This window comes from Microbispora sp. H11081 (assembly GCF_012999535.1).
Taxonomy (GTDB): domain Bacteria; phylum Actinomycetota; class Actinomycetes; order Streptosporangiales; family Streptosporangiaceae; genus Microbispora.
On sequence record NZ_JABBWV010000003.1, the window covers coordinates 243,080 to 264,204 of the forward strand.

Sequence of the window (21,125 nt, forward strand, 5' to 3'; positions counted from 1 at the left end):
GCACGACCGCAAGCACACTGTGTCAGCGTGACACGCCGACACTACGGGAGATTCTGTGTTCGCGTGGCTACTGGCTGTGATTGGACGTCCCCTGGCTGATACTCCAACCGCTGCAAAAGCGTTTAGCTTGGCCCACTTCCGCGAGCAGCCTTTGGAGATGGGTGACATGACCACGCTGGAGGACATCGCACGAGACCACGCCGGGTGGATCATCTGGCGGTCGGACGTCGGCCGCTGGTGGGCGACCAGGCGCGGGCCGGTGGACCTCGACGCGATCCGCAGGGGATGCGCGATGACGCTCGACGCCGACGATCCCGAGGCCCTCGCAGCGGTGCTGGCGGCCCAGGCCGAGCTGACCGCCGCGGTCGCCGCCGACCGCGCGACCGCCGGGTGACGGGGGCGGCCGGCGTGGTCAACGGCCGTGCCGGAGGCGGTCCCTGATGTAGGCGACGACGTGGACCGCGCAGGCGCCGTTGTTGGCGCCTGCGCGATCGGTGACGGTGAACTCGGCGGGGGACGGGCATGCCGAACCACCCCAACTGCACCGGCCTTCGTGCCCCTTCGTGCCCGGCCGGTAGTCGCCCGCCTCCCAGAACTTGATCTCCAACAGATCCATCCGGCCCGCCTCCCGCTGTTCAGGCGAGGAGATCGGGCCTGAGGACCTCCGCCTGGAGGACGCGCTCGATCTCCTTCTCCTCCGCATTGTGTCCCGTCTGCCGCCGAAGTTCCTTCCGTACGGCATCGAGGATCACGGGGGTGAGCAGAACCCGGACGAGGGATCGCGGAGCCGTCGCCGCGCGGGCCTTCCACAGGTCGTCGATCAGACGGCGCTTGAACGCCTCCTTGCTGAGGTAGAAGAGCGCGTCGGCCTTCCCGCCCGGCCCTCCCTCGTCGAGGAGGTCGACCTCCAGGGCCAGGTCGACGACGACCGGGAGGCCGCCGGTGAGGTGGTAGACCTGCCACACCTGCCCGTTCGTGAGCACCATCCATTCGACGCCCTCGTTCACCGCGTACATCTGGACCTGCCGCAGGTGTTTGACGCCCAGTTTCTGCGTGCACCGCTTGACCTCGATGAACGCGGCGAGCTGTTTGTCCACGCGTATTCCGTAGTCGGCGAATTCGCCTTTTACCTGATATTCGGTCGTCAGATCATCGTATTTGTCGTACCCCAGCCCTTCGCAGAGGAAGTCGGTGACGAGCAGGCGAGTGTCGCCCTCGTTGGCGTCGCGGGCGATGAGATCGTTGAGTGGCTTGCCGTACCGGCGTATCGCACTGCGGATGCGGTTGCGCGCCTCGGATTCCCATTTCGGCATGGTCCGAGGGGTGGCGGGCACCTTCCTGGGACCGCGAATGTCGTCCTCGTGCCGGATGGAGTCTTGAGTCGCATCGGACATGACGAGGGCCTCGGACTTCTGATCGGTCATCGGCTGCACCTTCTCCTTGTGGCGGCTCGGCTCGTTTCTTGGTTTTCGACGTAACGGTGTTGGACGCGTTTTCACCTGCGGATGGGTTACCGCCGCGGATATCCGTTCGGCAACAAATATTTATGCCAAATGGTGATTTGTCGTGATATGGGTGCGTGTTTGAGAAGGGCGAGCCGTACGCGCGCAGAACACAGGAGAGAGATCGGAGAGGCGTCCGCGCCGGGACAGTGCCGGCGCCGTCTGGTACCCGGCGCATACCGGCTGCGCTCGCCTGGCCCGCCGCCTCGGGCCAAGGTAAGCACTCGCCGGTAGCGCATCGCCCACCTTCCGGCCCGCTCTAGAGGCGTCGAGGCGGCGGTTATCGAGGGCAGGCGTTTTGCGGGGGGATCGTGTACTTCGGGGGGTTGTCCATGTTCCGGCCGTAACCCTGACCTGTCCAGTAGATTCCGAGTACAGCCTTGGGCGCACCCGTCGACAGGACGATCGGAAAATCCGAGACGTACTTCTGTCCATCGAGCGTTCTGCCCTGAACCACCAACTGCCACGTCTCTTCGTACTTGTCCGTGGCCGGCAGATGCACCGAGCGCGTCACGACGGGCTTGTCTCCAGGCAGCAGGCACCGCCCCAAGGCATCCTTCAGAAGTGCCTCGCATGTCCCTGTGCTACTCGCGAACTTGGCGCAGAAATCGGCGACGCCGCTCTTGCCGACTCCGGCGACCACTTCCACGAGGACTGACTCCGCCATCTCCAGCGTGAACGCGACGGAGGGAGGCGGTTTCGGTTGCTCCGGCTCAGGTGTGCAGTCGGCTGCCGTCAGTGCGGCCATTGCCGTCACCGCGATCCGACGCACTGTGAGTCGACGCACGACCGGGAGCATATGCCTACTTCGGGGGATCCCGCACGGCATGCAGCGCGTTGCCGGATGTCATGCGACTGGTCGGCACCCCGGCCCGACTGATCGAATGCGTGTTTGAATATGCTGAGGGCATGAGGGCTTTTCAGGCTTCGCTCCTGGACTGGGGTGAGGATGTGCGCATCGGCCCGCTCGGTTCGTCGGTGCGGCGCACCCCGCTCGACCGGGGCGCCTGGATCGACGTCCGGCCGCACTGGATCGAGGGGGCGGACGCGCTGTTCGAACGCCTCCTCGACGCGGTGCCCTGGCACGCCGAGCGCAGGCACATGTACGACCGGGTCGTGGACGTGCCGCGGCTGCTGAAGTTCTACGACGAGGGCGAAGAGCTGCCCGATCCCGTACTGACCGAGGCGAGGGACCTGCTCGACGCCCACTACGAGGAAGAGCTCGGCGAGCGGTTCCGTACGGCCGGCATGTGCCTCTACCGGGACGGCCGGGACAGCGTCGCCTGGCACGGCGACACGATCGGACGCGGCGGCACGCAGGACACCATGGTCGCGATCGTGTCGGTCGGCACGCCACGCGCGCTGCTGCTGCGCCCGCGCGGCGGGGGAGGCCCGGCGCTGCGGCACGAGCTGGGGCACGGCGACCTCATCGTCATGGGCGGGAGCTGCCAGCGCACCTGGGAGCACGCGATCCCCAAGTCCGCCAAGGTGACCGGCGCCCGCATCAGCGTCCAGTTCCGCCCGAGAGGCGTGCGCTGACGGCCCCCGACCCCGGCCCGCCCCGCCGTTGACGGGTGCGGTTTCCTGGTACTCCTGACCGGGGCCCGGGCACATGACGGGGCCGGTCACCCTAAGTCACGAACACACGAGGACACCAGGAAAGGTCGCGGATGATCCCGAAACCTTACGCCCCCGCTCCCACCCGGTACGACGACATGCGGTACCGGCGCAGCGGAAGGAGCGGGGTGCTGCTGCCCGAGATCTCCCTCGGCCTGTGGCACAACTTCGGCGACGGTCACCCCTTCGACGTGCAGCGTGCCGTCCTGCGCCGGGCCTTCGACCTCGGCGTCACCCACTTCGACCTGGCCAACAACTACGGCCCGCCGTACGGCTCCGCGGAGGAGAACTTCGGCCGCCACCTGCGTGCGGACTTCCTGCCTTACCGCGACGAGCTGTTCGTTTCGACCAAGGCGGGCTACGACATGTGGCCCGGTCCGTACGGCGAGTGGGGGTCGCGCAAGTATCTGCTGGCGAGCCTCGACCGTTCGCTGAGCCGGATGGGTCTCGACTACGTCGACGTCTTCTACTCCCACCGGCCCGACCCGGACACCCCGGTCGAGGAGACGATGGGCGCGCTCGACACGGCGGTGCGCTCCGGCAAGGCGCTCTACGCGGGCATCTCGAACTACTCGGCCGAGCAGACCGAGCGGGCCGTCGCCGTGCTGCGCGACCTGGGCACCCCGCTCCTGATCCATCAGCCGCGCTACTCGATGCTCGACCGCTGGGTGGAGGACGGGCTGCTCGACACGCTGGAGCGGGCCGGAGCGGGGTGCATCGCCTACTCGCCGCTGGAGCAGGGCCTGCTCACCGGGCGCTACCTCGACGGCGAGGTGCCGGCCGGCTCGCGGATGGCGGTCGGCCACTTCCTCACGCGTGACCGGCTCACGCCGGGCCTGCTGGAGACCCTGCGCGGCCTCGACAAGATCGCCCGCGAGCGCGGCCAGACGCTCGCCCAGCTCGCCCTGTCGTGGATCCTGCGCGACGAGCGGATCACGTCCGTGCTGGTCGGGGCCAGCTCGGTCGAGCAGCTCGAACAGAACATCGCGGCCCTGGAGGCGCCCCCGCTCACGCCGGAGGAACTGGCCGAGATCGAGAACCTGCTCTAGAACTCCCGCCCCCCTCCGCGGGCCCGCGGAGGGGGGCGGAGCCCCCGTCAGGAGCCCCCGTGAGGAGAACGCGTCAGGAGAACGCGTCGACGCCGGTGAGCTCGGCGGACAGGTCCCAGAGCCGGGACGCCTCCCCGGGGTCCACCGCCCATGGCGCGACCCGTCCGCTGGTCGTGTCATCGGTGGCGAGTTCGGCGATGTCGCAGTCCTCGCAGTAGACCCCGCCGCGACCGTCGAGCTGGGGAGAGGTCGCCGCCCAGACGGTCGTGGCCGCGCCCTGCTCCGGTGTCTTGAAGCCCTCCGCCGGCGTGCCGTCGGGAGAGATCCAGCCCATGGCGATCTGGTCCTCACGGGGGATGTGCCGCTGGAGGGGAGTGAGGATGCTGCCGGGGTGCAGGGCGAAGGCCCGCACGCCCGCGGCGGCCCCGAGCGCGTCGAGCCGTACGGCGAACAGGACGTTGGCCGTCTTCGACTGCCCGTAGGCCGCCCACTTGTCGTACCCCTCCCGGAAGTGGAGGTCGTGCCAGCGGATCCCGGACCCGAAGTGCGCCCCGGAGGACACCGACACCACCCGCGCCCCACCGGGGGCCAGGGCCGGTCTGAGGCGGTTGACGAGGGCGAAGTGCCCCAGGTGGTTGACCGCGAACTGGGCCTCCCAGCCGGGGCCGACGCGGGTCTCCGGGCAGGCCATGATTCCCGCGTTGGCGACGAGGATGTCGATGGTCCTGCCGGTCTCCACGAGTGACTCGGCGAACACGCGGACGCTGTCCAGGTCCGCCAGGTCGAGTTCGCCGGTCTCCGCGCGCGGGATGTCGCGCAGCGCCTCCTTCGCCGCCGCCGGTCTGCGCGCCGGGACGATCACCTGGGCCCCCGCCGCGCTCAGCGCCCGCGTCGTCTCCAGGCCGAGCCCTGAGTATCCCCCGGTGACCAGTGCCGTCCGTCCGGACAGGTCGATGCCCGCGAGCACCTCGCTCGCGGTGGTGCGGGCGCCGAAACCACTGCCGATCCTGTGCTGTGCCGTCATGAGGAGGACGTTAGGAACTAGAGCGTGCTCTAGGTCAAGCTGTACGCTCGCCGGATGATCAGGCATACGGACGCCCTGTCCATCGGCCAGGTCTCCGAGGCGACCGGGCTGAGCGTGCACGCGTTGCGCTTCTTCGAACGCGAGGGGCTCTTCCTGCGTCCGATCCCCCGATCCGCGGGAGGGCGCAGGCTGTACGCCTTGTCGGACGTGGAGTGGCTGATCCTGTGCAACCGGCTGCGCGACTCCGGAATGCCGATCGCCGACCTGCGCAGGTTCGCCGAGCTCGTAAGGTCGGGGCCGGGCAACGAGCCCGAGCGTCTCGCCCTGCTGGAGGAGCACGAGCGCGCGGTGGAGGCGCGGATCGCCGAGCTGAACGCCAGCCTCGCCGTCATCCACGCCAAGGTGGTCACCTATCGCGGGCACCTGCGCGACGGGACCGTGGCGGGGGTCTGGGCACCCGCGCCGTCCCCCTGACCGGCCGTGGCGGGCGGTTCAGTCGACCTCGGCGCTGCCGTTCACGCGCAGCTTGCGGCGGGCCCGCTCGTAGAAGGTGGTCGTGCCGAGCCGTACGACGTGGGCGGCGGCGCGCAGCGCGGTCACGGTGAGGCGGTCGCCGGGGGACAGGTGGCCGCCGATCGTGCCGTCGACCTCCAGCGCGAGCTGGCCGCTGGTGGGCAGCACGTCGAGCGTCACCTCCTCGTCCGCCGACAGGACCAGCGCCCGGCTGAACGCCGAGTGGGCGGCGGCGGGGACGACGAGGAAGCCCTCGACGGTCGGGGAGACGATCGGGCCGCCGGCCGAGAAGTTGTACGCGGTGGACCCGGTGGCGGTGGAGACGATCAGGGCGTCCGCCGCGTAGCGGACGAACGGCTCGCCGTAGACGGAGACGGAGACGGCCGCGAGCCCGTCGCCGGGGATGCGCACGAGGGCGATGTCGTTGAACGCCGTCACCGCGAGGCCGTCGTGGCCGGTCGCCCTGACCGCCATGCGCGGCTCGACCGTGTACCTGTGCTCGTCGATCGCCGACAGCGCGGGCGCCAGTTCGTCCACGTCGATCTCCGCGAGGAAGCCGAGCCGTCCGAGGTTCACCCCGAGGACGGGGGTCGGCCGCCCGGCGATCAGGCGCATCGTGCGCAGCATCGTGCCGTCGCCGCCGAGGCTGACGAGGAGGTCGGACCGCCGTACGAGGGCCTGGGCGTCCACCGGGACGGCGCTGCAGTCGATGCGCCCGACCTCGTCGGGCAGTCCGAGCACCGTGACGTCCCGCTTGCGCGCCCACTCGACGATCGTGTCGATCGCCACCTTGGAGTCGCGCCGGGGGTGCAGGACGAGACCCACGGTGCTGACCATGCCCATGCCCCCAACTGTACGGCCACGCCGCGGGCGCGCCGGTTCAGGCGGTGACGGGCAGGTAGACCCGGAACCACGTGTCTCCGGGACGCGACGCGACCCGGATGTCCCCGTGGTGCTTGTTCACGACGATCCGATAGGAGATGTCCAGGCCGAGGCCGGTGCCCTCACCGACGGGCTTGGTGGTGAAGAACGGTTCGAAGATGCGGGGCCTGACCTCGGGCGGGATGCCGGTGCCTGTGTCGCCGACCTCGACGATCAGGTGGCCGTCCTTCCGCCGGGTGCGGATGGTCAGCGTGCCCGTGCCGTCCATCGCGGCGATCGCGTTGTCGATGAGGTTGGTCCACACCTGGTTCAGCTCGGCGGCGTACGCGGGGATGGGCGGCAGCGACCGGTCGTACTTCTTGACGGTGCGCACGCCCGCGGGGATCTTGCCGTGCAGCATGGTCAGCGTGGCGTCGAGCAGGTCGTGCACGTCGACGGTCTGGTACGGGGCGCGGTCGAGTTGGGAGTACTGCTTGGCGGCGGAGACCAGGCCGGAGATCCGGTTGACGGTGTCGTCGATCTCGCCCATCAGCAGTTCGGTGTCCACGGTGTAGGTGAGCCACCGGATCGCCGAGTCGAGGTTGTCCTCGCCCACCGCCGCGGCGATCTGGTCGAGCCAGCCCGCGTCGATCCCCCCGGCCACCAGCGCCGCCGCCAGGTCCCAGCCGCCGGCGACGTCGTGCTCGTCCAGCCAGTCGGCGACCGCGTCCTCGGCGTCGGAGCGCGCCAGCGGCGACAGGTCGGGCGCCGAGGCCGCCCGCTTGACCGCGTCCTCCTGGAGCTCCACCAGGTCGTGCAGCCGGGTCCCGTCCAGCCGGCCGTCGGCGATCATGGCGAGCTTGTGCCGCATGCCCGCCACCCGTTCGCGCAGCGCCGCCGTCGCCCGTACGGCGGCGGCCGCCGGGTTGTTCAGCTCGTGGGTCAGGCCGGCCGAGAGCGCGCCGAGCGCGAGCAGCCGCTCCCGCTCGCCGACGATCGTCTGGGTGGCGCGCATGCCGAGGAACAGCCCCTCAAGGAGGTGCATCGCCATCGGGAACCACTCGCGCACGCACGCCCCGATCACCTCGGCGGGCACCACGAAGAACTCGGCCTCGGTGACCGCGGTCAGCGTGTTCAGGTAGAGCTGGGAGAACTCGCCGGTGATGTACGCCTGCGTGGCGCCGCCGTACACCCCGCGCTGGGAGGTGCGGCTCACCTGGACGTCGTCGCCCTGCACCCGCCTGCTCATCGCGACGGTGCCGCTCAGCAGCACGAAGAAGCAGGTGGCCGGCTCGCCCTCCTCGTAGACGTGGGTCCCGGCGAGCCGCCGCTCGACCCGGCCCGCCTCGGACAACACCGTGAGCTGGGCGTCGTCCAGCGACTCGAACAGGAACAGCGTGCGCAGCTCGTCCGGTGACAGGGTCGGCTCGCTCGGCTGGCCGGTCATCTGTCCTCCAGGTAACGGTGCACGAGCGAGACCGCCATCGCGCCCTCGCCCACGGCCGAGGCGACCCGCTTGACCGACCCGGCCCGCACGTCGCCGGCCGCGAAGACTCCCGGCATGCTCGACTCCAGGTGGTAGGGGTCCCTGGACGGCGCCCACCCGCGCGGGCGGCGGCCGTCCGCGAGGAGGTCTGAGCCGGTCAGCACGTAGCCGCCGTCGTCGCGGACCACCTCGTCGCCGAGCCAGTCCGTACGCGGTTCCGCCCCGATGAAGACGAAAAGCCACGAGGCGGGCACGGTCGTCGTCCGGCCGGTCCGCCCGTCGCGCAGGATCAGGCGTTCCAGGTGGTCGCGGCCCTCGCCGCCGGCCACGTGGGTGTGCGGATGGACCTCGATCGTGGGGATGGCCGCGATCTGGTCGATCAGATAGCGCGACATCGACCGGGTGAGGTCGTCGCCCCGGATGAGGATGTTCACCTTGCGGGCGAACCGGGAGAAGTAGACCGCCGCCTGTCCGGCGGAGTTCGCCCCGCCGACGACGTAGACCTCTTCCCCCGAGCAACTCGGCGCCTCGCTGGCGGCGGCGCCGTAGAAGACGCCCCGGCCGGTCAGGTCGGCCAGGCCGGGCGCGTCCAGCAGCCGGTACGACACGCCGGTCGCCAGCACGACCGTGTGGGCCGTCACGGCGGCGCCGTCGCCGAAGCGCAGCAGGGTGGCCGAGCCGCTGCGCTCGAGCCCGACGACCTCCCTGGTGGTGAGTAGTTCCGCCTCGAACTTCAGCGCCTGCCTGCGGGCGCGGTCGGTGAGCTGGGCGCCGGAGACCCCGTCGGGGAAGCCCAGGTAGTTCTCGATGCGGCTGCTCTGCCCGGCCTGACCGCCGGTGGCCCGCTGCTCCACGAGCAGGGTGCGCAGCCCTTCGGACGCGCCGTACACGGCGGCCCCGAGGCCCGCGGGGCCCGCGCCGATCACGGCGAGGTCGTAGAGCTCTGAGGCGGGGACGGTGGCCATGCCGACGTGCGCGGCGAGATCGGCCTCGGTGGGCCGCGCCAGGGCCTTGCCGTCCGTGGTGATCACCACGGGCACGTCCGTCTCGGACATCCCCGCGGCGGCCAGCAGGCGCGCGCCCTCGGCCTCGTCGACCCGCAGCCAGCGGTACGGCACGAGGTTGCGGGCCAGGAAGTCGCGTACCGCGAACGACTGCGCCGACCAGCGGTGACCCACGATCTTGGTCTCCGGCATGGTCACGGCGGGAGTGGCGAGCCAGGACTCCAGCAGTGTGTCCAGCACCGGATAGAGCTTCTCCTCCGGCGGGTTCCACGGTTTGAGCAGGTAGTGGTCGAGGTCGACGATGTTGATCGCGTTGATGGCCGCGTCCGTGTCCGCGTAGGCGGTCAGCAGCACTCTGCGCGCCAGCGGGAAGACGTCCATGGCCGCTTCGAGGAACTCGATGCCGTTCATCTGGGGCATCCGGTAGTCGGCCAGGATGACGGCGACCTGCTCGCCGCGCAGCTTGATCTCGCGCAGCGCGTCGAGCGCGCTGGGGCCGGACTCGGCCCGGATCACGCGGTAGCGGTCGCCGTACCGGCGGCGCACGTCACGAGCCACCGCCCGGGAGACGGAAGGGTCGTCGTCGACGGTGAGGATCGCGGCATTCTGCACCCTTCACACGTTACTTGCGAGTCCTGGTCAACCGGCACTTCTGGGACATAGGTCCCACCGCCGGAGGACGTTCGCCGGTCGTCCCGCCGCCGGTGGTGGCAAAGGCTGGGGGAGACGAGGGGGGACGCAATGCCGATGACCGTCCGGGACGTCATGAACAGGTTCGTGGTGGCGGTCGAGCCCACGGCCTCGTTCGGCGACGTGGTCAGCGCCATGTGCCGCTTCCACGTCGGCGCCGTGCCCGTCGTGGACGGGGACCGGCGCGTGATCGGCGTGGTCAGCGACGACGACCTGCTGCTCAAGGACCTGGACCGGCGGCCCGGCGACCTGTTCCTCGAGGGGCCGTCCAGCCGCAGGGAGCACAGGAAGGCGAGAGGCCGCATCGTGTCCCAGATCATGACGAGCCCCGCGATCACCGTCACCGAGGACACCCCGCTGCGCCGGGCCGCCTCGCTGATGCACAGCAACAGGATCAAGGAACTGCCGGTGGTCGACGGGCCGAGCGGCCGCATCGTCGGGCTGGTCAAACAGTCGGATCTGATCAGGGCATTCTGCCGCCCGGCGGAGGACATCCGCGACGACGTCCTGCAGGCCGTGGCCCGTCACTCCGGGCACTGCGCCGTACGGGTCGAGGACGGGATCGTCCACCTCGACGGCGGGGTGGAACGGCGATCCGAGCTCCGCGCCATGATCGAGGAGGTCTGGCAGGTGGACGGCGTGGTGGACGTCGAGTCCCGCATGACGTACGAGATCGACGACGTGAGCCGGGCGGTCTCCGCGGGCGGGCCGTGGGGGACCGGTCCCGTGGAAGGCGGCGAGGAGCGGCGGGCGTGACGGCCCGGCCGGTCACCCGTCCATGAGCAGGACGGCCGCCCCCTCGACCCGGTCGGCGGCCAGGTCGGCCAGGGCCGTGTCCGCCGCGTCGAAGGAGTAGGGCGTCGTGGTGACCCGGGGATGATGACGGGCCGCCAGCCGCAGGAACTCCCGTCCGTCGGCGCGGGTGTTGGCCGTGACGCTGCGCAACGTCCGCTCCTGGAACAGGTGGCGCTGGTAGTTCAGCACCGGGATGTCGGTGAGGTGGATCCCGGCCACCGCGAGCGTGCCGCCCCGGTCGAGCGCGGCCAGCGCGACCGGGACGAGATCGCCGGCCGGGGCGAAGAGGATGGCCGAGTCCAGGGGCTCGGGCGGCGGGTCGGCGCTGCCCGCCGCGGAGGCCGCGCCCAGCCGGAGCGCGAGCTCCCTGGCCGCCGCCGACCTCGTCATCACGTGCACCGTCGCACCCTCGGCGATCGCGATCTGGGCGGTCAGATGGGCCGAGGCGCCGAACCCGTACACACCCAGCCGCCCGCCGCGCGGCAGGTCGGCGCGGGCGAGCGCGCGGTATCCGATGATCCCCGCGCACAGCAGCGGCGCCAAGGTCTCCGCGGGGGTGTCCTCCGGCAGCGGGTAGACGTACGCCGCGGGGGCGGTCAGCAGTTCCGCGTAGCCGCCGTCTGCGTCCCATCCGGTGTAGGTGGACGCCGGGCACAGGTTCTCCGCGCCGCGCAGGCAGTAGCGGCACACGCCGCAGGTCGAGCGCAGCCAGGCCACCCCCACGCGGGACCCCACGGGCGGCCCCTCGGCGCCGGGGCCGAGCCCCGCCACCCGTCCCACGACCTCGTGCCCGGGGACCGTACGGGGACGTCGCGGCGGAAGATCGCCCTCGGCGAGGTGCAGGTCGGTGCGGCAGACCGCGCACGCCTCGACCCTGACCAGCAGCTCCCCGGGGCCCGGCACGGGGTCCGGCAGCACGGCCCGCTCCAGCGGCCGCGTCGCCACCGGCCCCGGCCGGGCCACGACCCAGGCGTCCACGGCGCGGCTACCCGTGCCGGATGCGCCGGCCGCTGATCTCGACGGGCGCGATCCGGATGTACAGCTCGCGCTCACCGCCCGCCCAGCTCTCGACCTTCGTGTTCACGTCGCCGGTCACGTGGTGGGCCCCGCCGCGGACGAGGACGCTCCAGCCCTCCCTCGTGCTCTCGTCGATCTCGTCCACCTCGAAGGCCACCATGAAGTCGGCGCCCTCGACCCCGGTGCGCAGGTCGGCGTCCATCGGGCCGCCGAGAGCGGTGCGGAACAGCACGGCGCCCTGCTCGACGGTGTAGTTGACCGGCAGGATCACCGGCCCGCTGGGGTTGTTGAACGCGATCCTGCCCACGCCGCCCGGGGAGATCAGCCGCAGGCACTCGTCGCGGTCGAGCTTGTCCAGGCGCGGCATGCCCGCGGGTACGGTGTCTTCAGTCATACGGACCTCCACAGTGATCCTCAATGGCGTCGGCGACCAGTCTGCCGCTCCCGTCCCCCCGGCGGCACGGCGGTCCGTCACTACCGGAGGGGCCGTCGGGCCCTTCCACGCCCCTGCCGCTTGTCCAATCCATCCCTGACCGCATGCCCAGAACGGGCACGAAGTTCACGCGGCCGGTCCCGCCTCTCTGCGTGATCGTGTCGATACGCTACGCAACGTACCGACGAGTCCGAGGGGGGGAAGCGCGGAACCGGCCGGAACGGACGGTCCCTTCCGCGCGACTTCGATGGAAGTGCTGAGCAGCCGCGTGATCCTGCGACCGGCCGACCGGGCCGAGAGCCGCCGCTTCTACCGGGATGTCCTGGGCCTGGCCGTCAGCCGGGAGTTCGGGGCGCCGGAGGATCCCGGGGTGGTGTTCTTCCTGGGGGGAGGGCTCCTCGAGGTGTCCCCGCGCGGCTCGGGCGCCGCGCGGCCGGGCACGGCGCTATGGCTGCAGGTGCGCGACGTGCAGAAGGAGTACGACCGGCTGGTGGAGGCCGGGGTGCCGGTGTCCCGGCCGCCCCAGCTCGAACCGTGGGGGCTGCTGGAGATGTGGATCGAGGACCCGGACGGCCTGCCGATCGTGCTGGTCGAGGTGCCCGCGGGGCATCCACTGCGGCGCGACCAGCGTTCGTTCACGCCGCGCCCCGCCTGAGCGCCATCCTCCTTCCGAGGTGTCGATCTGCTGAATTTAGAAATTCTTCAATTTATGAATATCCTTCCTCCGACGGACGGGAGGACCATATGCAGGAGTTCACGTCGGAGCTGCGCGCCCGGCTCACGGAGGTCCGCGAGGACCTGCGGCGGGCTCGGGAGAGCGGCGACGAGCACGGAATCCAGATCGCCTCGGGCCGGCTGGAGAACCTGGAGCGGCTCGCCGCCGACCACGACATAACGCCGGAGGAGGCCGAGTGACCCCGATGTCCGTTCCCCTCCATCAGGCCAAGGCCGACTTCTTCCGCACCCTGGGCCACCCGGTGCGCATCCGCGTGCTCGAACTCCTGCGGGACGGCCCCCGCCCGGTCCGCGAACTGCTCGCCGAGATCGAGGTGGAGCCGTCGAACATGTCACAGCAGCTCGCCGTGCTCCGCCGTACCGGCCTGGTGAGCGCGGTCAGGGATGGCGGCACGGTCGTCTACTCGCTGGCCACCCCCGACGTGGTGGACCTGCTCGCGGTCGCCAGGCGGATCCTCACCGACATGATCACTGGCCAGGACGAGCTGCTGGCCGAGCTCCGGGCGGAGGCGGCGAAATGAGCGGCGCGGCCAGGCTGCTGTACGGGCGGATCGCGGCGCTGTTACCTTCGCCCGCCGACTGGCGGGCGGCCCGCCGCAGCCCCGGCCGTGACCTGCTCGCCGGTCTCACGGTCGCGGTGGTGGCCCTGCCGCTCGCGCTGGCGTTCGGGGTCGGATCCGGCCTCGGCGCCCAGGCGGGTCTGGCGACCGCCGTCGTCGCGGGCGCGATAGCCGCCGTCTTCGGCGGCAGCAACCTCCAGGTCTCGGGCCCCACGGGGGCGATGACCGTCGTCCTCGTGCCGATCGTGCACACGCACGGCCCCGGCGGCGTGCTCGCGGTCGGCCTGCTCGCCGGCATCGTGCTCGTCCTGCTCGCGCTGGCTCGGGTCGGCAGGTACGCCCGCTTCATGCCCATCCCCGTCATCGAGGGCTTCACCGCGGGAATCGCCGTCGTGATCGCGCTGCAGCAGGTGCCGGCGGCGCTCGGCGTGCCGGGCGAAGGCGAACGGGTGTGGCAGGCGGCGGGCGACGCGGTCCTGAACTTCGCGCGGGGCGCGAGCCCGGTGCCGATCGTGATGGCGCTCGCGGTCGCGGGGATCATGCTGCTCGGGGCGCGGTGGCGCTCGGCGGTGCCGTTCTCCTTCCTCACGGTCGTGGCGGCCACGGTCGTCGCCGAGGTCGCCGGGCTGGACGTCGCCCGCATCGGGGCGCTGCCCGCCGGGCTGCCCGCGCCGTCGGCCGGTTTCCTCGACCCCTTCCTCGATCTCGGCGCCCTCTCGTCGCTGCTTCCCGCGGCGCTCGCGGTGGCCGCCCTCGGGGCGCTGGAGAGCCTGCTGTGCGCGTCCGTCGCCGACGGCATGAGCGTGGGAGAGCGCCACGACCCCGACCGCGAGCTGTTCGGGCAGGGCCTCGCCAACATCGCCTCTCCGATCTTCGGCGGCATCCCCGCCACCGCCGCGATCGCCCGTACGGCGGTCAACGTGCGCTCGGGAGCGCGCTCGCGCCTGGCCGCGCTCACGCACGCGGTCGTGCTGGCCGCCATCGTGTTCAGCATGAGCGGCCTGGTGGGGCGCATCCCGCTCGCCGCGCTCGCGGGAGTGCTGCTGGCCACCACGGTCCGCATGGTCGAGGTCGGGTCGCTGCGCGCGATCGCCAGGTCCACCAGGGGCGACGCCGCGGTCATGATCCTCACCTTCGTCGTGACCGTCGTGTTCGACCTCGTCACCGCCGTCGCGGTGGGTGTCGGCGTCGCGATCGTGCTCGCGCTGCGGGCCGTCGCGCGCAGCGTCCAGGTCGAGCAGGTCCCGCTGGAGACCGGCGACCACCGCGACGAGGAACGGCGCCTGCTGGCCGAGCACATCGTGGCCTACCGGTTCGACGGGCCGCTGTTCTTCGGCGCGGCCCACCGCTTCCTGCTGGAGTTGTCGGAGGTCGCCGACGTGCGGGTGGTCATCCTGCGCATGTCGCGCGTGTCCACGATCGACGCCACCGGCGCGGGCGTGCTCGGCGACGTGATCACACGGCTCGAGGACAGGGGGATCACCGTGCTGCTCTCGGGCATCCGGCCGGGCCACGACGAGGTGCTGGACGGGCTCGGGGTGGCCGACCATCTGCGCCGCGACGGGCTCGTCTTCCCCGACACGCCGGCCGCGATCGCCCACGCACGGACACTGCTCGGACTCCCGTCCGAGCCGCCGCGGCCCCCGGCTCGCGCGGGCCGTCACCCCGAGGTTCCCGCGCAGACGGTGTGATCGGGGCCCGGGTGCCCGTAGGCTGCCGTCTGTAAGAGCAGTAGCCTTAATTTCCTACTAGCTTTGTGGGAGACTGGGGTGATGAGCGCCTGGCCCCGTGAGAGCCCTGTCACCGCCGCCGTCACGGCCGCGCGCTGGGTGCGTTCGGCAGGCGTCGACGACGACCTCGGACGGCTGTGGCGGGCCAATCCCGATCCCCGGGGACGGGCGTCGGGGGCCGGTGACGCCTCGTCCCTCTACGCGGGCGCGGCCGGCGTCGTGCTGTTCTTCCTCGAACTCGCCGCCGCCACCGGCCACGAGGCGTACCTGCGGGACGCGCTCGCGGGCGCCCGCAGGCTGGCCGTCACCTGGCCGGAGCGGCGCGACCCGACCTTCTACCACGGGCTCGCGGGCGTGGTCTTCGTGCTGGCGGAGACCGGATGGGCCACCGGCGACGAGGAGGTCTCCTGGGCGGCCCGCGCCGCCGCCGACCGCCTCGTCCGCGACGCCCGCCCGCTCGGGGACGGCGTCGGCTGGACCGGTGACCCGGCGCAGCGCGGCGACGGAGGGATCGTGCTCGCCCTGCTGCACGCGGCGGGAATCCTCGGCGTCCCCGCGTACGAGGAGGTGGCGGTCGACGCGGGAAGGCGCATCGCGGGCCTCGCCGTCCCCGGACATCGGTTCGGGGGAGAGGCCAGCCCCGACCTGCCCGTCGACGCCGTCACGCCCGGGTTCCTGTCCGGCACGGCGGGCACGGCCTTCCTGCTCGCCCGCCTGTACGGCGTGACGCGCGACGAGCGGTTCCTCGCCGCGGCCCGCAGGGGCGCCGACTTCGTGCGGACGGTCAGCGTGGTCACCGACAGGTGCGCATTCGTGCCGCACCACCTCCCGCAGGGGCGCAGGCTCCACTACCTGGGCTTCTGCTCGGGGTCGGCCGGGGTGGCCAGGATGTTCTACGAACTGCACCGGGTCACCGGCGACCCGGGCGATCTCGACTGGGTGGAACGGCTCGCGCACGGGATCGTGCAGAGCGGGGTGCCCGCGTCCCGCCCGCCCGGCCACTGGGACGTGGCCTGCCTGTGCTGCGGCGCCGCCGGGCTGATCGACTGCTTCGTGGGCCTCTACGCGGCCACGGGGCGTGGGGCGTACCTCGACTTCGCGCGCACGCTCGCGATCGACCTGATCGGGCGCGCGACCGCGGGCGACGACGAGGGCATGCGCTGGTATCAGGCGTACCGGCGGCTGCGGCCGGGAGAGGTCACGGCGGACACCGGATACATGGTGGGAGCCGCGGGCATCGGGACGGCCCTGCTGCATCTGGAGGCCGCGGAGCGCGCCGCGCCGCGCCGGCTGATCCTCCTCCCGGACAACCCGTTCCCCGCCATCCCGATCCCCGCCGCTGTCCTGCGCGGCGAGCAGGCATAACGGCTGAAATTTCCGCTCTTCCCGGCATGTGCGCCCAGTGTGGCGGAGTGGCGGGTTCGTGGCATGCCTTCCTTCCTCCAGGCCCCCGGCAGGGGGAGATGTTCCTCTGACTTTGCCACCTGATGGGCTGTTCGTCCAGAAAGTAAAATTTCGTCCCGAGATGTCGAGATTTGGGCTGTTCTTGGCTTAGTGTCCGGTTACCCCACCGTGACCAGTCAGGAGATCCCCCATTTCCAGCTACGCGGACCCCCAGAACGCTGCCCTTCAGCACCGGACGAGCCAGGTGAAGGCGGAGGCCCACCACGCGGCCGCCTCGTCCCCCCACCGGCAGGACGCCCCCGCCCTGGCGGGGCCACGGCACAGCAGGGCCGACATCGCGACCATCCCGGGCGACGCGCTCGGGCCGATCCCGGGCGACGAACTCGGCCCCGTGGGCGCGCCCGCGCCGCAGGCGCCGCCCGCCATCCCGGCGGTCGGCTGCCCGACGGCCGGCGGCGAGATCGTTCTGCACGCGGGCAAGACCACCGCGTCGTACTTCTGGGACGACGGGTCGGGCATCAACGGCGACACCGGGGCCCCCGCGTCGGGCAAGCCGATGCAGAAGGGCCTGGCCGCCAGCCCGAGCTGGCCGATGGGCACCAAGGGCTACGTGGTCTACAAGGGGAAGAAGGCCGAGTTCTTCGTCGGCGACCGCGGCCCTGGCGTGCCGTCGAGCAACGGGATCATGCTCGACCTCGACGGCAAGACGTTCGCCGAGCTCACCGGCGGCACCTGGAACAGCCGCTCCCTCACCGTCGAGGACGCGGGCGGTCTCGGCCACATCCCGGTGCAGTACGTGATCACCGAGTGGGGCGAGGGCCTCGGCAAGACCGGCGCCCCCAAGCCGTTCTCGACGGGCGCGTACCGCGTCAAGGACCGCCCTGAGCCCCCGCCGCCGTGCCCCACCGCGGCTCCCGCCCCGGCGCCTGTGGCTCCGGCTGCCGTCCCGCCTGCCGCGCCCGAGGACGCCGCGCCCGCTGCCGTCCCGCCTGCCGCGCCCGAGGACGCCGCGCCCGCTGCCGCCCCGCCCGCCGCGCCCGAGGACGCCGCTCCAGCGTCCGCGCCCGAGGACGCCGCGCCCGCTGCCGCCCCGCCCGCCGCGCCCGAGGACGCCGCTCCAGCGTCCGCGCCCGAGGACGCCGCTCCAGCGTCCGCGCCCGAGGACGCCGCTCCAGCGTCCGCGCCCGAGGACGCCGCTCCCGCGTCCGCGCCCGGCGTGAAGGAGAGCACCACCTCCGCGGCCCCCGCCTTGCCCGCTACGCCCGTTTCACCCGCTTCCCACGCGCAGCCTGCCGTACGGGCTCAGATGGCCCCGGCCACGACCGGGCAGGAGGACGCGGCTCCCGCGCCCGCGGCTCACGTCCCCGCGGCCCCCGAGACGGCCGCGTCGAAGATCGTGAAGGTGGCCCACACCGCGAAGACCGGCGAGGTGACGGCCGCCCCGGCATACACCAAGGCGTCGGCCGCGGACGTACAGGCAGAGGACGCGGCCGTTCCCGCGTTCTCGGTCGCGATCGTCGTCTGCGCGCTCGTCGCCGTCGGCGCCAAGGCCGCGCTGAGTCGCCCCGCCCACGCGCACTATGCCGGGCGTCACACCCGTCGCCGCCGGTAGGGCTGCTACCGTTTGCGCTTGAGGGTGCCGGCCACACGTTTGAGCACGCGGTCCCACTCCGAGCCGAACGGGTTGTCCTGCACGAGGTAGGTCCAGGTGGCCGTGGGCCGCTTGAGGCCCTGCTCCGCGAGGTCCCGGGTGACGTCGGCCTTCTCGAAGGTCTCCTTGGAACGCCGCTCGACCTCGTCGAGCATGGCCCGGTAGGCAGGCACGGCCTCGCGGTTGAACTCGTCCAGCGGGTTCAACCGGCCGAGGGCCCGCAGGTGGATGCCCTCGCGCAGGTCGGCGAGGAAGCCGAGGTGCTCGGTCCAGCAGCGGTCGAGGTGGTAGAGCACGATCTGCCGGGCGGCGTGCTCGACCGCCTCCCGGCCCGCCTCCTCGCACAGCTCGCGGAAGCGGGCCGGGCATGCCTGCTCCAGGGCCCGGGCCCCGAGATCGCCGTGCAGGACCCGGTCGCGCTGGTCCAGCACCTCCGTCCGCTGGCGCTCCTGCTCCCGCGTGTAGCGCCAGGTGTTGCGGTGGATCTCCAGGTTGACGCCCTCGGCCACGCGCTGCGCGTGGGCCACCAGCCCGGCGGCGTCGGCGTAGGCGGCTGTGACGACGCCGTCGCGGCCGGCTGGGGGCAGCGACTGCTCCGGCGCGTACGCGGTGAGGAGCGTGTCCTCTCCGCTGACGAAGAAGACCGAGCCGCCGGGGTCGCCCTGCCGTCCCGCCCGGCCGCGGAGCTGGTCGTCCAGCCTGCTGCTCTCGTGCCTGCCGGTGCCGATGACGTACAGCCCTCCGAGCGCGGCGACCTCCTGCTCCTCGCCGGGGTCGCCGGCGCCGAGCCGGATGTCGGTGCCGCGCCCGGCCATCTGGGTGGAGACGGTGATCGCGCCGCGCCTGCCGGCCTTCGCGATGATCTGCGCCTCCTCGGCGTCGTTCTTCGCGTTGAGCACCGCAGCGCTCAGCCCTCTGGCGTCCAGGGCCTCGGCCAGGCGCTCGGACTCGGCGACATCGAGCGTGCCGACGAGGATCGGCCGCCCGGTGGCGTGCCGGCTCTCGATCTCCTCCAGCAGCGCGCGTTCCTTGTCCTCCAGCGTGGCGAAGATCCGGTCGGGCTCGTCCACCCGTACGCACGGCTTGTCGGGCGGGACGACCGCGATCCGCAGGTCGTAGAACTCCTTCAGCTGGTCGGCCACCGCGATCGCGGTCCCCGTCATGCCGCACACCCGCGGGTAGCGGCGGATCAGGCTCTGCACGGTGAGCGAGTCGAGGATCTCGCCCGTCTCCGACGCGGGCAGGTGCTCCTTGGCCTCCACGGCCGCCTGGAGCCCGTCCGGCCAGCGCTGCAGCACCGCGACTCGGCCGCGTGAGGAGTCGACCAGATGGACCCGGCCGTCCCTGACGATGTAGTCGACGTCCCTGGTCAGCAGCGCGTGAGCGTGCAGGGCCAGGTTGACCTGGGTCACCACGCCGGGGTGCTCGTAGAGGTCGATGCCGAGGGCCTTCTCGACCGTGTCGGTGCCCTTGGGGGTGAGGAAGACGCTGCGCCCCTCCTCGTCGATCGTGTAGTGGTAGCCGCGCGACAGCCGCCGTACGAGGGCCGCCATCTCCGGCAGCGCCGTGCCGGGGTCGGCCGTGCCGGCCAGCACCAGCGGCACGCGGGCCTCGTCCACGAGCACCGAGTCGGCCTCGTCCACGAGCGCGATCTCCGGGGCGGGCACGACCAGATCGGCGGGGTCCGTGCGCAGGCGGTCGCGCAGCACGTCGAACCCCAGCTCGCTGACCGCCCCGTACGTGACGTCGCACGCGTACGCCGCCCTGCGCTCCTCGGGCGCCGAGGTCTCGGCGATCCACCCGGCCGTGAGGCCGAGCGTCGCGTACAGCGGTCCCATCCACTCGGCGTCGCGGCGGGCCAGGTAGTCGTTCACCGAGACCGCGTGGACCCGGCCGCCGCGCAGCGCGTACCCGGCCGCGGCCATGGCGCCGACGAGCGTTTTGCCCTCGCCGGTGGCCATTTGCACGACATTGCCGTCCAGCATGGCGAGCATGCCCACGAGTTGCACGTCGTACGGCCGCTGGCCGAGCGCCCGGCGGGCCGCCTCCCGCATCACCGCGCAGAAGTCGGCGCTGCCGACCCAGGCGGGATCGACCACCGCGGGACGGAGGTCGGCCCGCCGGGTCACCTCGTCCTCCAGGTCGCCCGCCTCGCCGACGATCCGCTGGAAGGGGGTCAGGTCGACACTTCCCGGCTTGTCCAGGATCCGCCTGAACCATGCACCTACCCGCGCCACAACCGCTCCAACGTCTCACCTGCCGGACTGGTTCCACATGCCCGGTTCATGGTCCCACTATCGGTGAGGATTTCGGTGGTGGGGATACCTGACACTCTCTGACAGGTATGGGCGGCAGGATGACGGCCATGACAACGATCGCGAAGTTCCTCGCCGTGAACATCGACTGCGCCGAGCCGAAGAGGCTCGCCGAGTTCTACTCCCAGATCACCGGATTTCCGGTGCAGTACGCCGAGGAGGAGTACGCCGGGATCGGCGACGGCGCCATGAGCATCTACTTCCAGCGTGTGCCCGAGCGGAAGGCCCCCTCCTGGCCGGGCGGGGACAAGCAGTTCCACCTCGACTTCCGGGTGCCAGACGTGGCCAAGGCGGTGGAGGAGTACATCGCCCTCGGCGCGACCAAGCCGGAGTTCCAGCCGGGCGACTGGGTGGTCCTCGCCGACCCCGAAGGCCACCTCTTCTGCGTCTGCCCCGAAACCCCCTAACCCCCCACCCACACCGGCCGTGATCTTGTAGTTTGTCGCAACGAGTCTCTTGACCTGCGCCGATATCGTTCGTGATCTAGCACTGATAGCTGCCGTCGCGCTCTGACCTGGGAATTCGCACTTCGTGATCATGTAATTGCGTGATCACCAACCGCGTACCTGCAGGTGGGCGGGGAAGTGGGCGCACTTCTGCAAGATCACGAAAGGTAGGCGCCCAGCTCAGCTGGGCTGGGTGCAACCTTTTGCATGATCACGGAAGGTGAAGGGCCAGCTCGGCGTGGGTGTGTGCAACCTTTTGCAAGATCACGGCGGGGTGGTGGGGGGACGGGGGT

General features: G+C 71.6%; 22 protein-coding genes. 12 read left to right on the forward strand and 10 right to left on the reverse strand.

The window, feature by feature from the left end:
- Positions 1-157: 157 nt before the first annotated feature.
- On the forward strand, positions 158-394 hold the full coding sequence (locus HHX31_RS10710) for a hypothetical protein (RefSeq protein ID WP_249345862.1): 237 nt from the start codon (positions 158-160) through the stop codon (positions 392-394).
- Between the two features lie 18 nt (positions 395-412).
- Here the strand turns inward: HHX31_RS10710 and HHX31_RS10715 are convergent, their stop codons facing one another.
- From HHX31_RS10715 to HHX31_RS10725, 3 genes are all read right to left on the reverse strand, one after another.
- On the reverse strand, positions 413-616 hold the full coding sequence (locus HHX31_RS10715; protein ID WP_169947718.1) for a hypothetical protein: 204 nt from the start codon (positions 614-616) through the stop codon (positions 413-415).
- A gap of 19 nt (positions 617-635) precedes the next feature.
- Positions 636-1,424 (reverse strand): type I restriction enzyme HsdR N-terminal domain-containing protein, encoded by a 789-nt coding sequence (locus HHX31_RS10720; protein ID WP_169947720.1) that lies wholly within the window; start codon positions 1,422-1,424, stop codon positions 636-638.
- Positions 1,425-1,782: 358 nt separating this feature from the next.
- The gene (locus HHX31_RS10725) at positions 1,783-2,289 is read right to left on the reverse strand and encodes a hypothetical protein (protein WP_169947722.1); all 507 of its coding nucleotides are present in this window, start codon (positions 2,287-2,289) and stop codon (positions 1,783-1,785) included.
- Positions 2,290-2,411: 122 nt separating this feature from the next.
- On the opposite strand from HHX31_RS10725, the gene HHX31_RS10730 reads away from it, so the two are divergent.
- Together HHX31_RS10730 and mgrA are read left to right on the forward strand one after the other, a co-directional pair.
- Entirely contained in the window at positions 2,412-3,041 is a 630-nt protein-coding gene (locus tag HHX31_RS10730) for an alpha-ketoglutarate-dependent dioxygenase AlkB (protein WP_169947724.1), read from the forward strand.
- A gap of 131 nt (positions 3,042-3,172) precedes the next feature.
- On the forward strand, positions 3,173-4,168 hold the full coding sequence (mgrA, locus tag HHX31_RS10735; RefSeq protein WP_169947726.1) for an L-glyceraldehyde 3-phosphate reductase: 996 nt from the start codon (positions 3,173-3,175) through the stop codon (positions 4,166-4,168).
- Between the two features lie 73 nt (positions 4,169-4,241).
- Here mgrA and HHX31_RS10740 read toward each other — a convergent pair whose 3' ends face one another.
- Positions 4,242-5,192, reverse strand: a complete 951-nt coding sequence (locus tag HHX31_RS10740) for an SDR family NAD(P)-dependent oxidoreductase (protein WP_169947728.1) — start codon at positions 5,190-5,192, stop codon at positions 4,242-4,244.
- Between the two features lie 54 nt (positions 5,193-5,246).
- Here HHX31_RS10740 and HHX31_RS10745 point away from each other — a divergent pair, with 54 nt between their 5' ends.
- The gene (locus tag HHX31_RS10745; protein WP_169947730.1) at positions 5,247-5,666 is read left to right on the forward strand and encodes a MerR family transcriptional regulator; all 420 of its coding nucleotides are present in this window, start codon (positions 5,247-5,249) and stop codon (positions 5,664-5,666) included.
- A gap of 18 nt (positions 5,667-5,684) precedes the next feature.
- On the opposite strand, the gene HHX31_RS10750 is transcribed toward HHX31_RS10745, so the two are convergent.
- Genes HHX31_RS10750 through HHX31_RS35595 form a run of 3 tightly spaced genes read right to left on the reverse strand, consistent with a single transcriptional unit; the run spans position 5,685 to position 9,668 of the window.
- Positions 5,685-6,548: an NAD(+)/NADH kinase gene (locus tag HHX31_RS10750; RefSeq protein ID WP_169947732.1), complete on the reverse strand. Its 864-nt coding sequence runs from the start codon at positions 6,546-6,548 to the stop codon at positions 5,685-5,687.
- A gap of 37 nt (positions 6,549-6,585) precedes the next feature.
- Positions 6,586-8,013, reverse strand: a complete 1,428-nt coding sequence (locus HHX31_RS10755; RefSeq protein WP_169947734.1) for an ATP-binding protein — start codon at positions 8,011-8,013, stop codon at positions 6,586-6,588.
- Complete coding sequence (locus tag HHX31_RS35595; protein ID WP_169947736.1) at positions 8,010-9,668, reverse strand: FAD-dependent oxidoreductase; 1,659 nt, start codon at positions 9,666-9,668, stop codon at positions 8,010-8,012. Before HHX31_RS35595 ends, HHX31_RS10755 begins: the two co-directional genes overlap by 4 nt.
- 129 nt (positions 9,669-9,797) lie before the next feature.
- Between HHX31_RS35595 and HHX31_RS10765 the strand changes: the two genes are divergently transcribed.
- Entirely contained in the window at positions 9,798-10,502 is a 705-nt protein-coding gene (locus HHX31_RS10765) for a CBS domain-containing protein (RefSeq protein WP_169947738.1), read from the forward strand.
- 12 nt (positions 10,503-10,514) lie between these two features.
- On the opposite strand, the gene HHX31_RS10770 is transcribed toward HHX31_RS10765, so the two are convergent.
- Together HHX31_RS10770 and HHX31_RS10775 are read right to left on the reverse strand one after the other, a co-directional pair.
- Positions 10,515-11,519 carry a zinc-binding alcohol dehydrogenase family protein gene (locus HHX31_RS10770; protein WP_169947740.1) on the reverse strand — a complete coding sequence of 335 codons (1,005 nt, stop codon included), beginning with the start codon at positions 11,517-11,519 and terminating at the stop codon, positions 10,515-10,517.
- A 7-nt stretch (positions 11,520-11,526) separates the two neighbouring features.
- Positions 11,527-11,952, reverse strand: a complete 426-nt coding sequence (locus HHX31_RS10775; protein WP_169947742.1) for a pyridoxamine 5'-phosphate oxidase family protein — start codon at positions 11,950-11,952, stop codon at positions 11,527-11,529.
- A 286-nt stretch (positions 11,953-12,238) separates the two neighbouring features.
- On the opposite strand from HHX31_RS10775, the gene HHX31_RS10780 reads away from it, so the two are divergent.
- The 6 genes from HHX31_RS10780 to HHX31_RS35600 all read left to right on the forward strand — a co-directional run bounded on the left by HHX31_RS10780 (position 12,239) and on the right by HHX31_RS35600 (position 18,032).
- On the forward strand, positions 12,239-12,646 hold the full coding sequence (locus HHX31_RS10780; RefSeq protein ID WP_169947744.1) for a VOC family protein: 408 nt from the start codon (positions 12,239-12,241) through the stop codon (positions 12,644-12,646).
- Positions 12,647-12,735: 89 nt separating this feature from the next.
- The gene (locus HHX31_RS10785; protein WP_169947747.1) at positions 12,736-12,906 is read left to right on the forward strand and encodes a hypothetical protein; all 171 of its coding nucleotides are present in this window, start codon (positions 12,736-12,738) and stop codon (positions 12,904-12,906) included.
- A 5-nt stretch (positions 12,907-12,911) separates the two neighbouring features.
- The gene (locus tag HHX31_RS10790) at positions 12,912-13,247 is read left to right on the forward strand and encodes a helix-turn-helix transcriptional regulator (RefSeq protein ID WP_169947749.1); all 336 of its coding nucleotides are present in this window, start codon (positions 12,912-12,914) and stop codon (positions 13,245-13,247) included.
- The gene (locus tag HHX31_RS10795; protein WP_169947751.1) at positions 13,244-14,977 is read left to right on the forward strand and encodes a SulP family inorganic anion transporter; all 1,734 of its coding nucleotides are present in this window, start codon (positions 13,244-13,246) and stop codon (positions 14,975-14,977) included. The genes HHX31_RS10790 and HHX31_RS10795 overlap by 4 nt, the downstream gene beginning before the upstream one ends.
- 81 nt (positions 14,978-15,058) lie before the next feature.
- On the forward strand, positions 15,059-16,381 hold the full coding sequence (locus HHX31_RS10800; protein WP_169947753.1) for a lanthionine synthetase LanC family protein: 1,323 nt from the start codon (positions 15,059-15,061) through the stop codon (positions 16,379-16,381).
- Between the two features lie 283 nt (positions 16,382-16,664).
- Complete coding sequence (locus HHX31_RS35600; protein WP_311931727.1) at positions 16,665-18,032, forward strand: hypothetical protein; 1,368 nt, start codon at positions 16,665-16,667, stop codon at positions 18,030-18,032.
- A gap of 5 nt (positions 18,033-18,037) precedes the next feature.
- Here the strand turns inward: HHX31_RS35600 and secA2 are convergent, their stop codons facing one another.
- Positions 18,038-20,308 carry an accessory Sec system translocase SecA2 gene (gene secA2, locus HHX31_RS10810; RefSeq protein WP_169947755.1) on the reverse strand — a complete coding sequence of 757 codons (2,271 nt, stop codon included), beginning with the start codon at positions 20,306-20,308 and terminating at the stop codon, positions 18,038-18,040.
- Positions 20,309-20,436: 128 nt separating this feature from the next.
- On the opposite strand from secA2, the gene HHX31_RS10815 reads away from it, so the two are divergent.
- Positions 20,437-20,793, forward strand: a complete 357-nt coding sequence (locus HHX31_RS10815) for a VOC family protein (RefSeq protein ID WP_169947757.1) — start codon at positions 20,437-20,439, stop codon at positions 20,791-20,793.
- The last annotated feature ends 332 nt before the right edge of the window (positions 20,794-21,125 follow it).

What these genes read in the sequence shown, in the direction of transcription:
- HHX31_RS10800 (WP_169947753.1), top strand. Translation starts at nt 15,059, where the DNA reads ATGAGCGCCTGGCCCCGTGAGAGCCCTGTCACCGCCGCCGTCACGGCC.
- HHX31_RS10715 (WP_169947718.1), bottom strand. Translation starts at nt 616, where the DNA reads ATGGATCTGTTGGAGATCAAGTTCTGGGAGGCGGGCGACTACCGGCCG.
- HHX31_RS10790 (WP_169947749.1), top strand. Translation starts at nt 12,912, where the DNA reads ATGTCCGTTCCCCTCCATCAGGCCAAGGCCGACTTCTTCCGCACCCTG.
- HHX31_RS10785 (WP_169947747.1), top strand. Translation starts at nt 12,736, where the DNA reads ATGCAGGAGTTCACGTCGGAGCTGCGCGCCCGGCTCACGGAGGTCCGC.
- HHX31_RS10710 (WP_249345862.1), top strand. Translation starts at nt 158, where the DNA reads ATGGGTGACATGACCACGCTGGAGGACATCGCACGAGACCACGCCGGG.
- HHX31_RS10755 (WP_169947734.1), bottom strand. Translation starts at nt 8,013, where the DNA reads ATGACCGGCCAGCCGAGCGAGCCGACCCTGTCACCGGACGAGCTGCGC.
- HHX31_RS10765 (WP_169947738.1), top strand. Translation starts at nt 9,798, where the DNA reads ATGCCGATGACCGTCCGGGACGTCATGAACAGGTTCGTGGTGGCGGTC.
- HHX31_RS10740 (WP_169947728.1), bottom strand. Translation starts at nt 5,192, where the DNA reads ATGACGGCACAGCACAGGATCGGCAGTGGTTTCGGCGCCCGCACCACC.
- HHX31_RS10775 (WP_169947742.1), bottom strand. Translation starts at nt 11,952, where the DNA reads ATGACTGAAGACACCGTACCCGCGGGCATGCCGCGCCTGGACAAGCTC.
- HHX31_RS10780 (WP_169947744.1), top strand. Translation starts at nt 12,239, where the DNA reads ATGGAAGTGCTGAGCAGCCGCGTGATCCTGCGACCGGCCGACCGGGCC.
- HHX31_RS10730 (WP_169947724.1), top strand. Translation starts at nt 2,412, where the DNA reads ATGAGGGCTTTTCAGGCTTCGCTCCTGGACTGGGGTGAGGATGTGCGC.
- HHX31_RS10795 (WP_169947751.1), top strand. Translation starts at nt 13,244, where the DNA reads ATGAGCGGCGCGGCCAGGCTGCTGTACGGGCGGATCGCGGCGCTGTTA.
- HHX31_RS10815 (WP_169947757.1), top strand. Translation starts at nt 20,437, where the DNA reads ATGACAACGATCGCGAAGTTCCTCGCCGTGAACATCGACTGCGCCGAG.
- mgrA (WP_169947726.1), top strand. Translation starts at nt 3,173, where the DNA reads ATGATCCCGAAACCTTACGCCCCCGCTCCCACCCGGTACGACGACATG.
- HHX31_RS10720 (WP_169947720.1), bottom strand. Translation starts at nt 1,424, where the DNA reads ATGACCGATCAGAAGTCCGAGGCCCTCGTCATGTCCGATGCGACTCAA.
- HHX31_RS10745 (WP_169947730.1), top strand. Translation starts at nt 5,247, where the DNA reads ATGATCAGGCATACGGACGCCCTGTCCATCGGCCAGGTCTCCGAGGCG.
- HHX31_RS10750 (WP_169947732.1), bottom strand. Translation starts at nt 6,548, where the DNA reads ATGGGCATGGTCAGCACCGTGGGTCTCGTCCTGCACCCCCGGCGCGAC.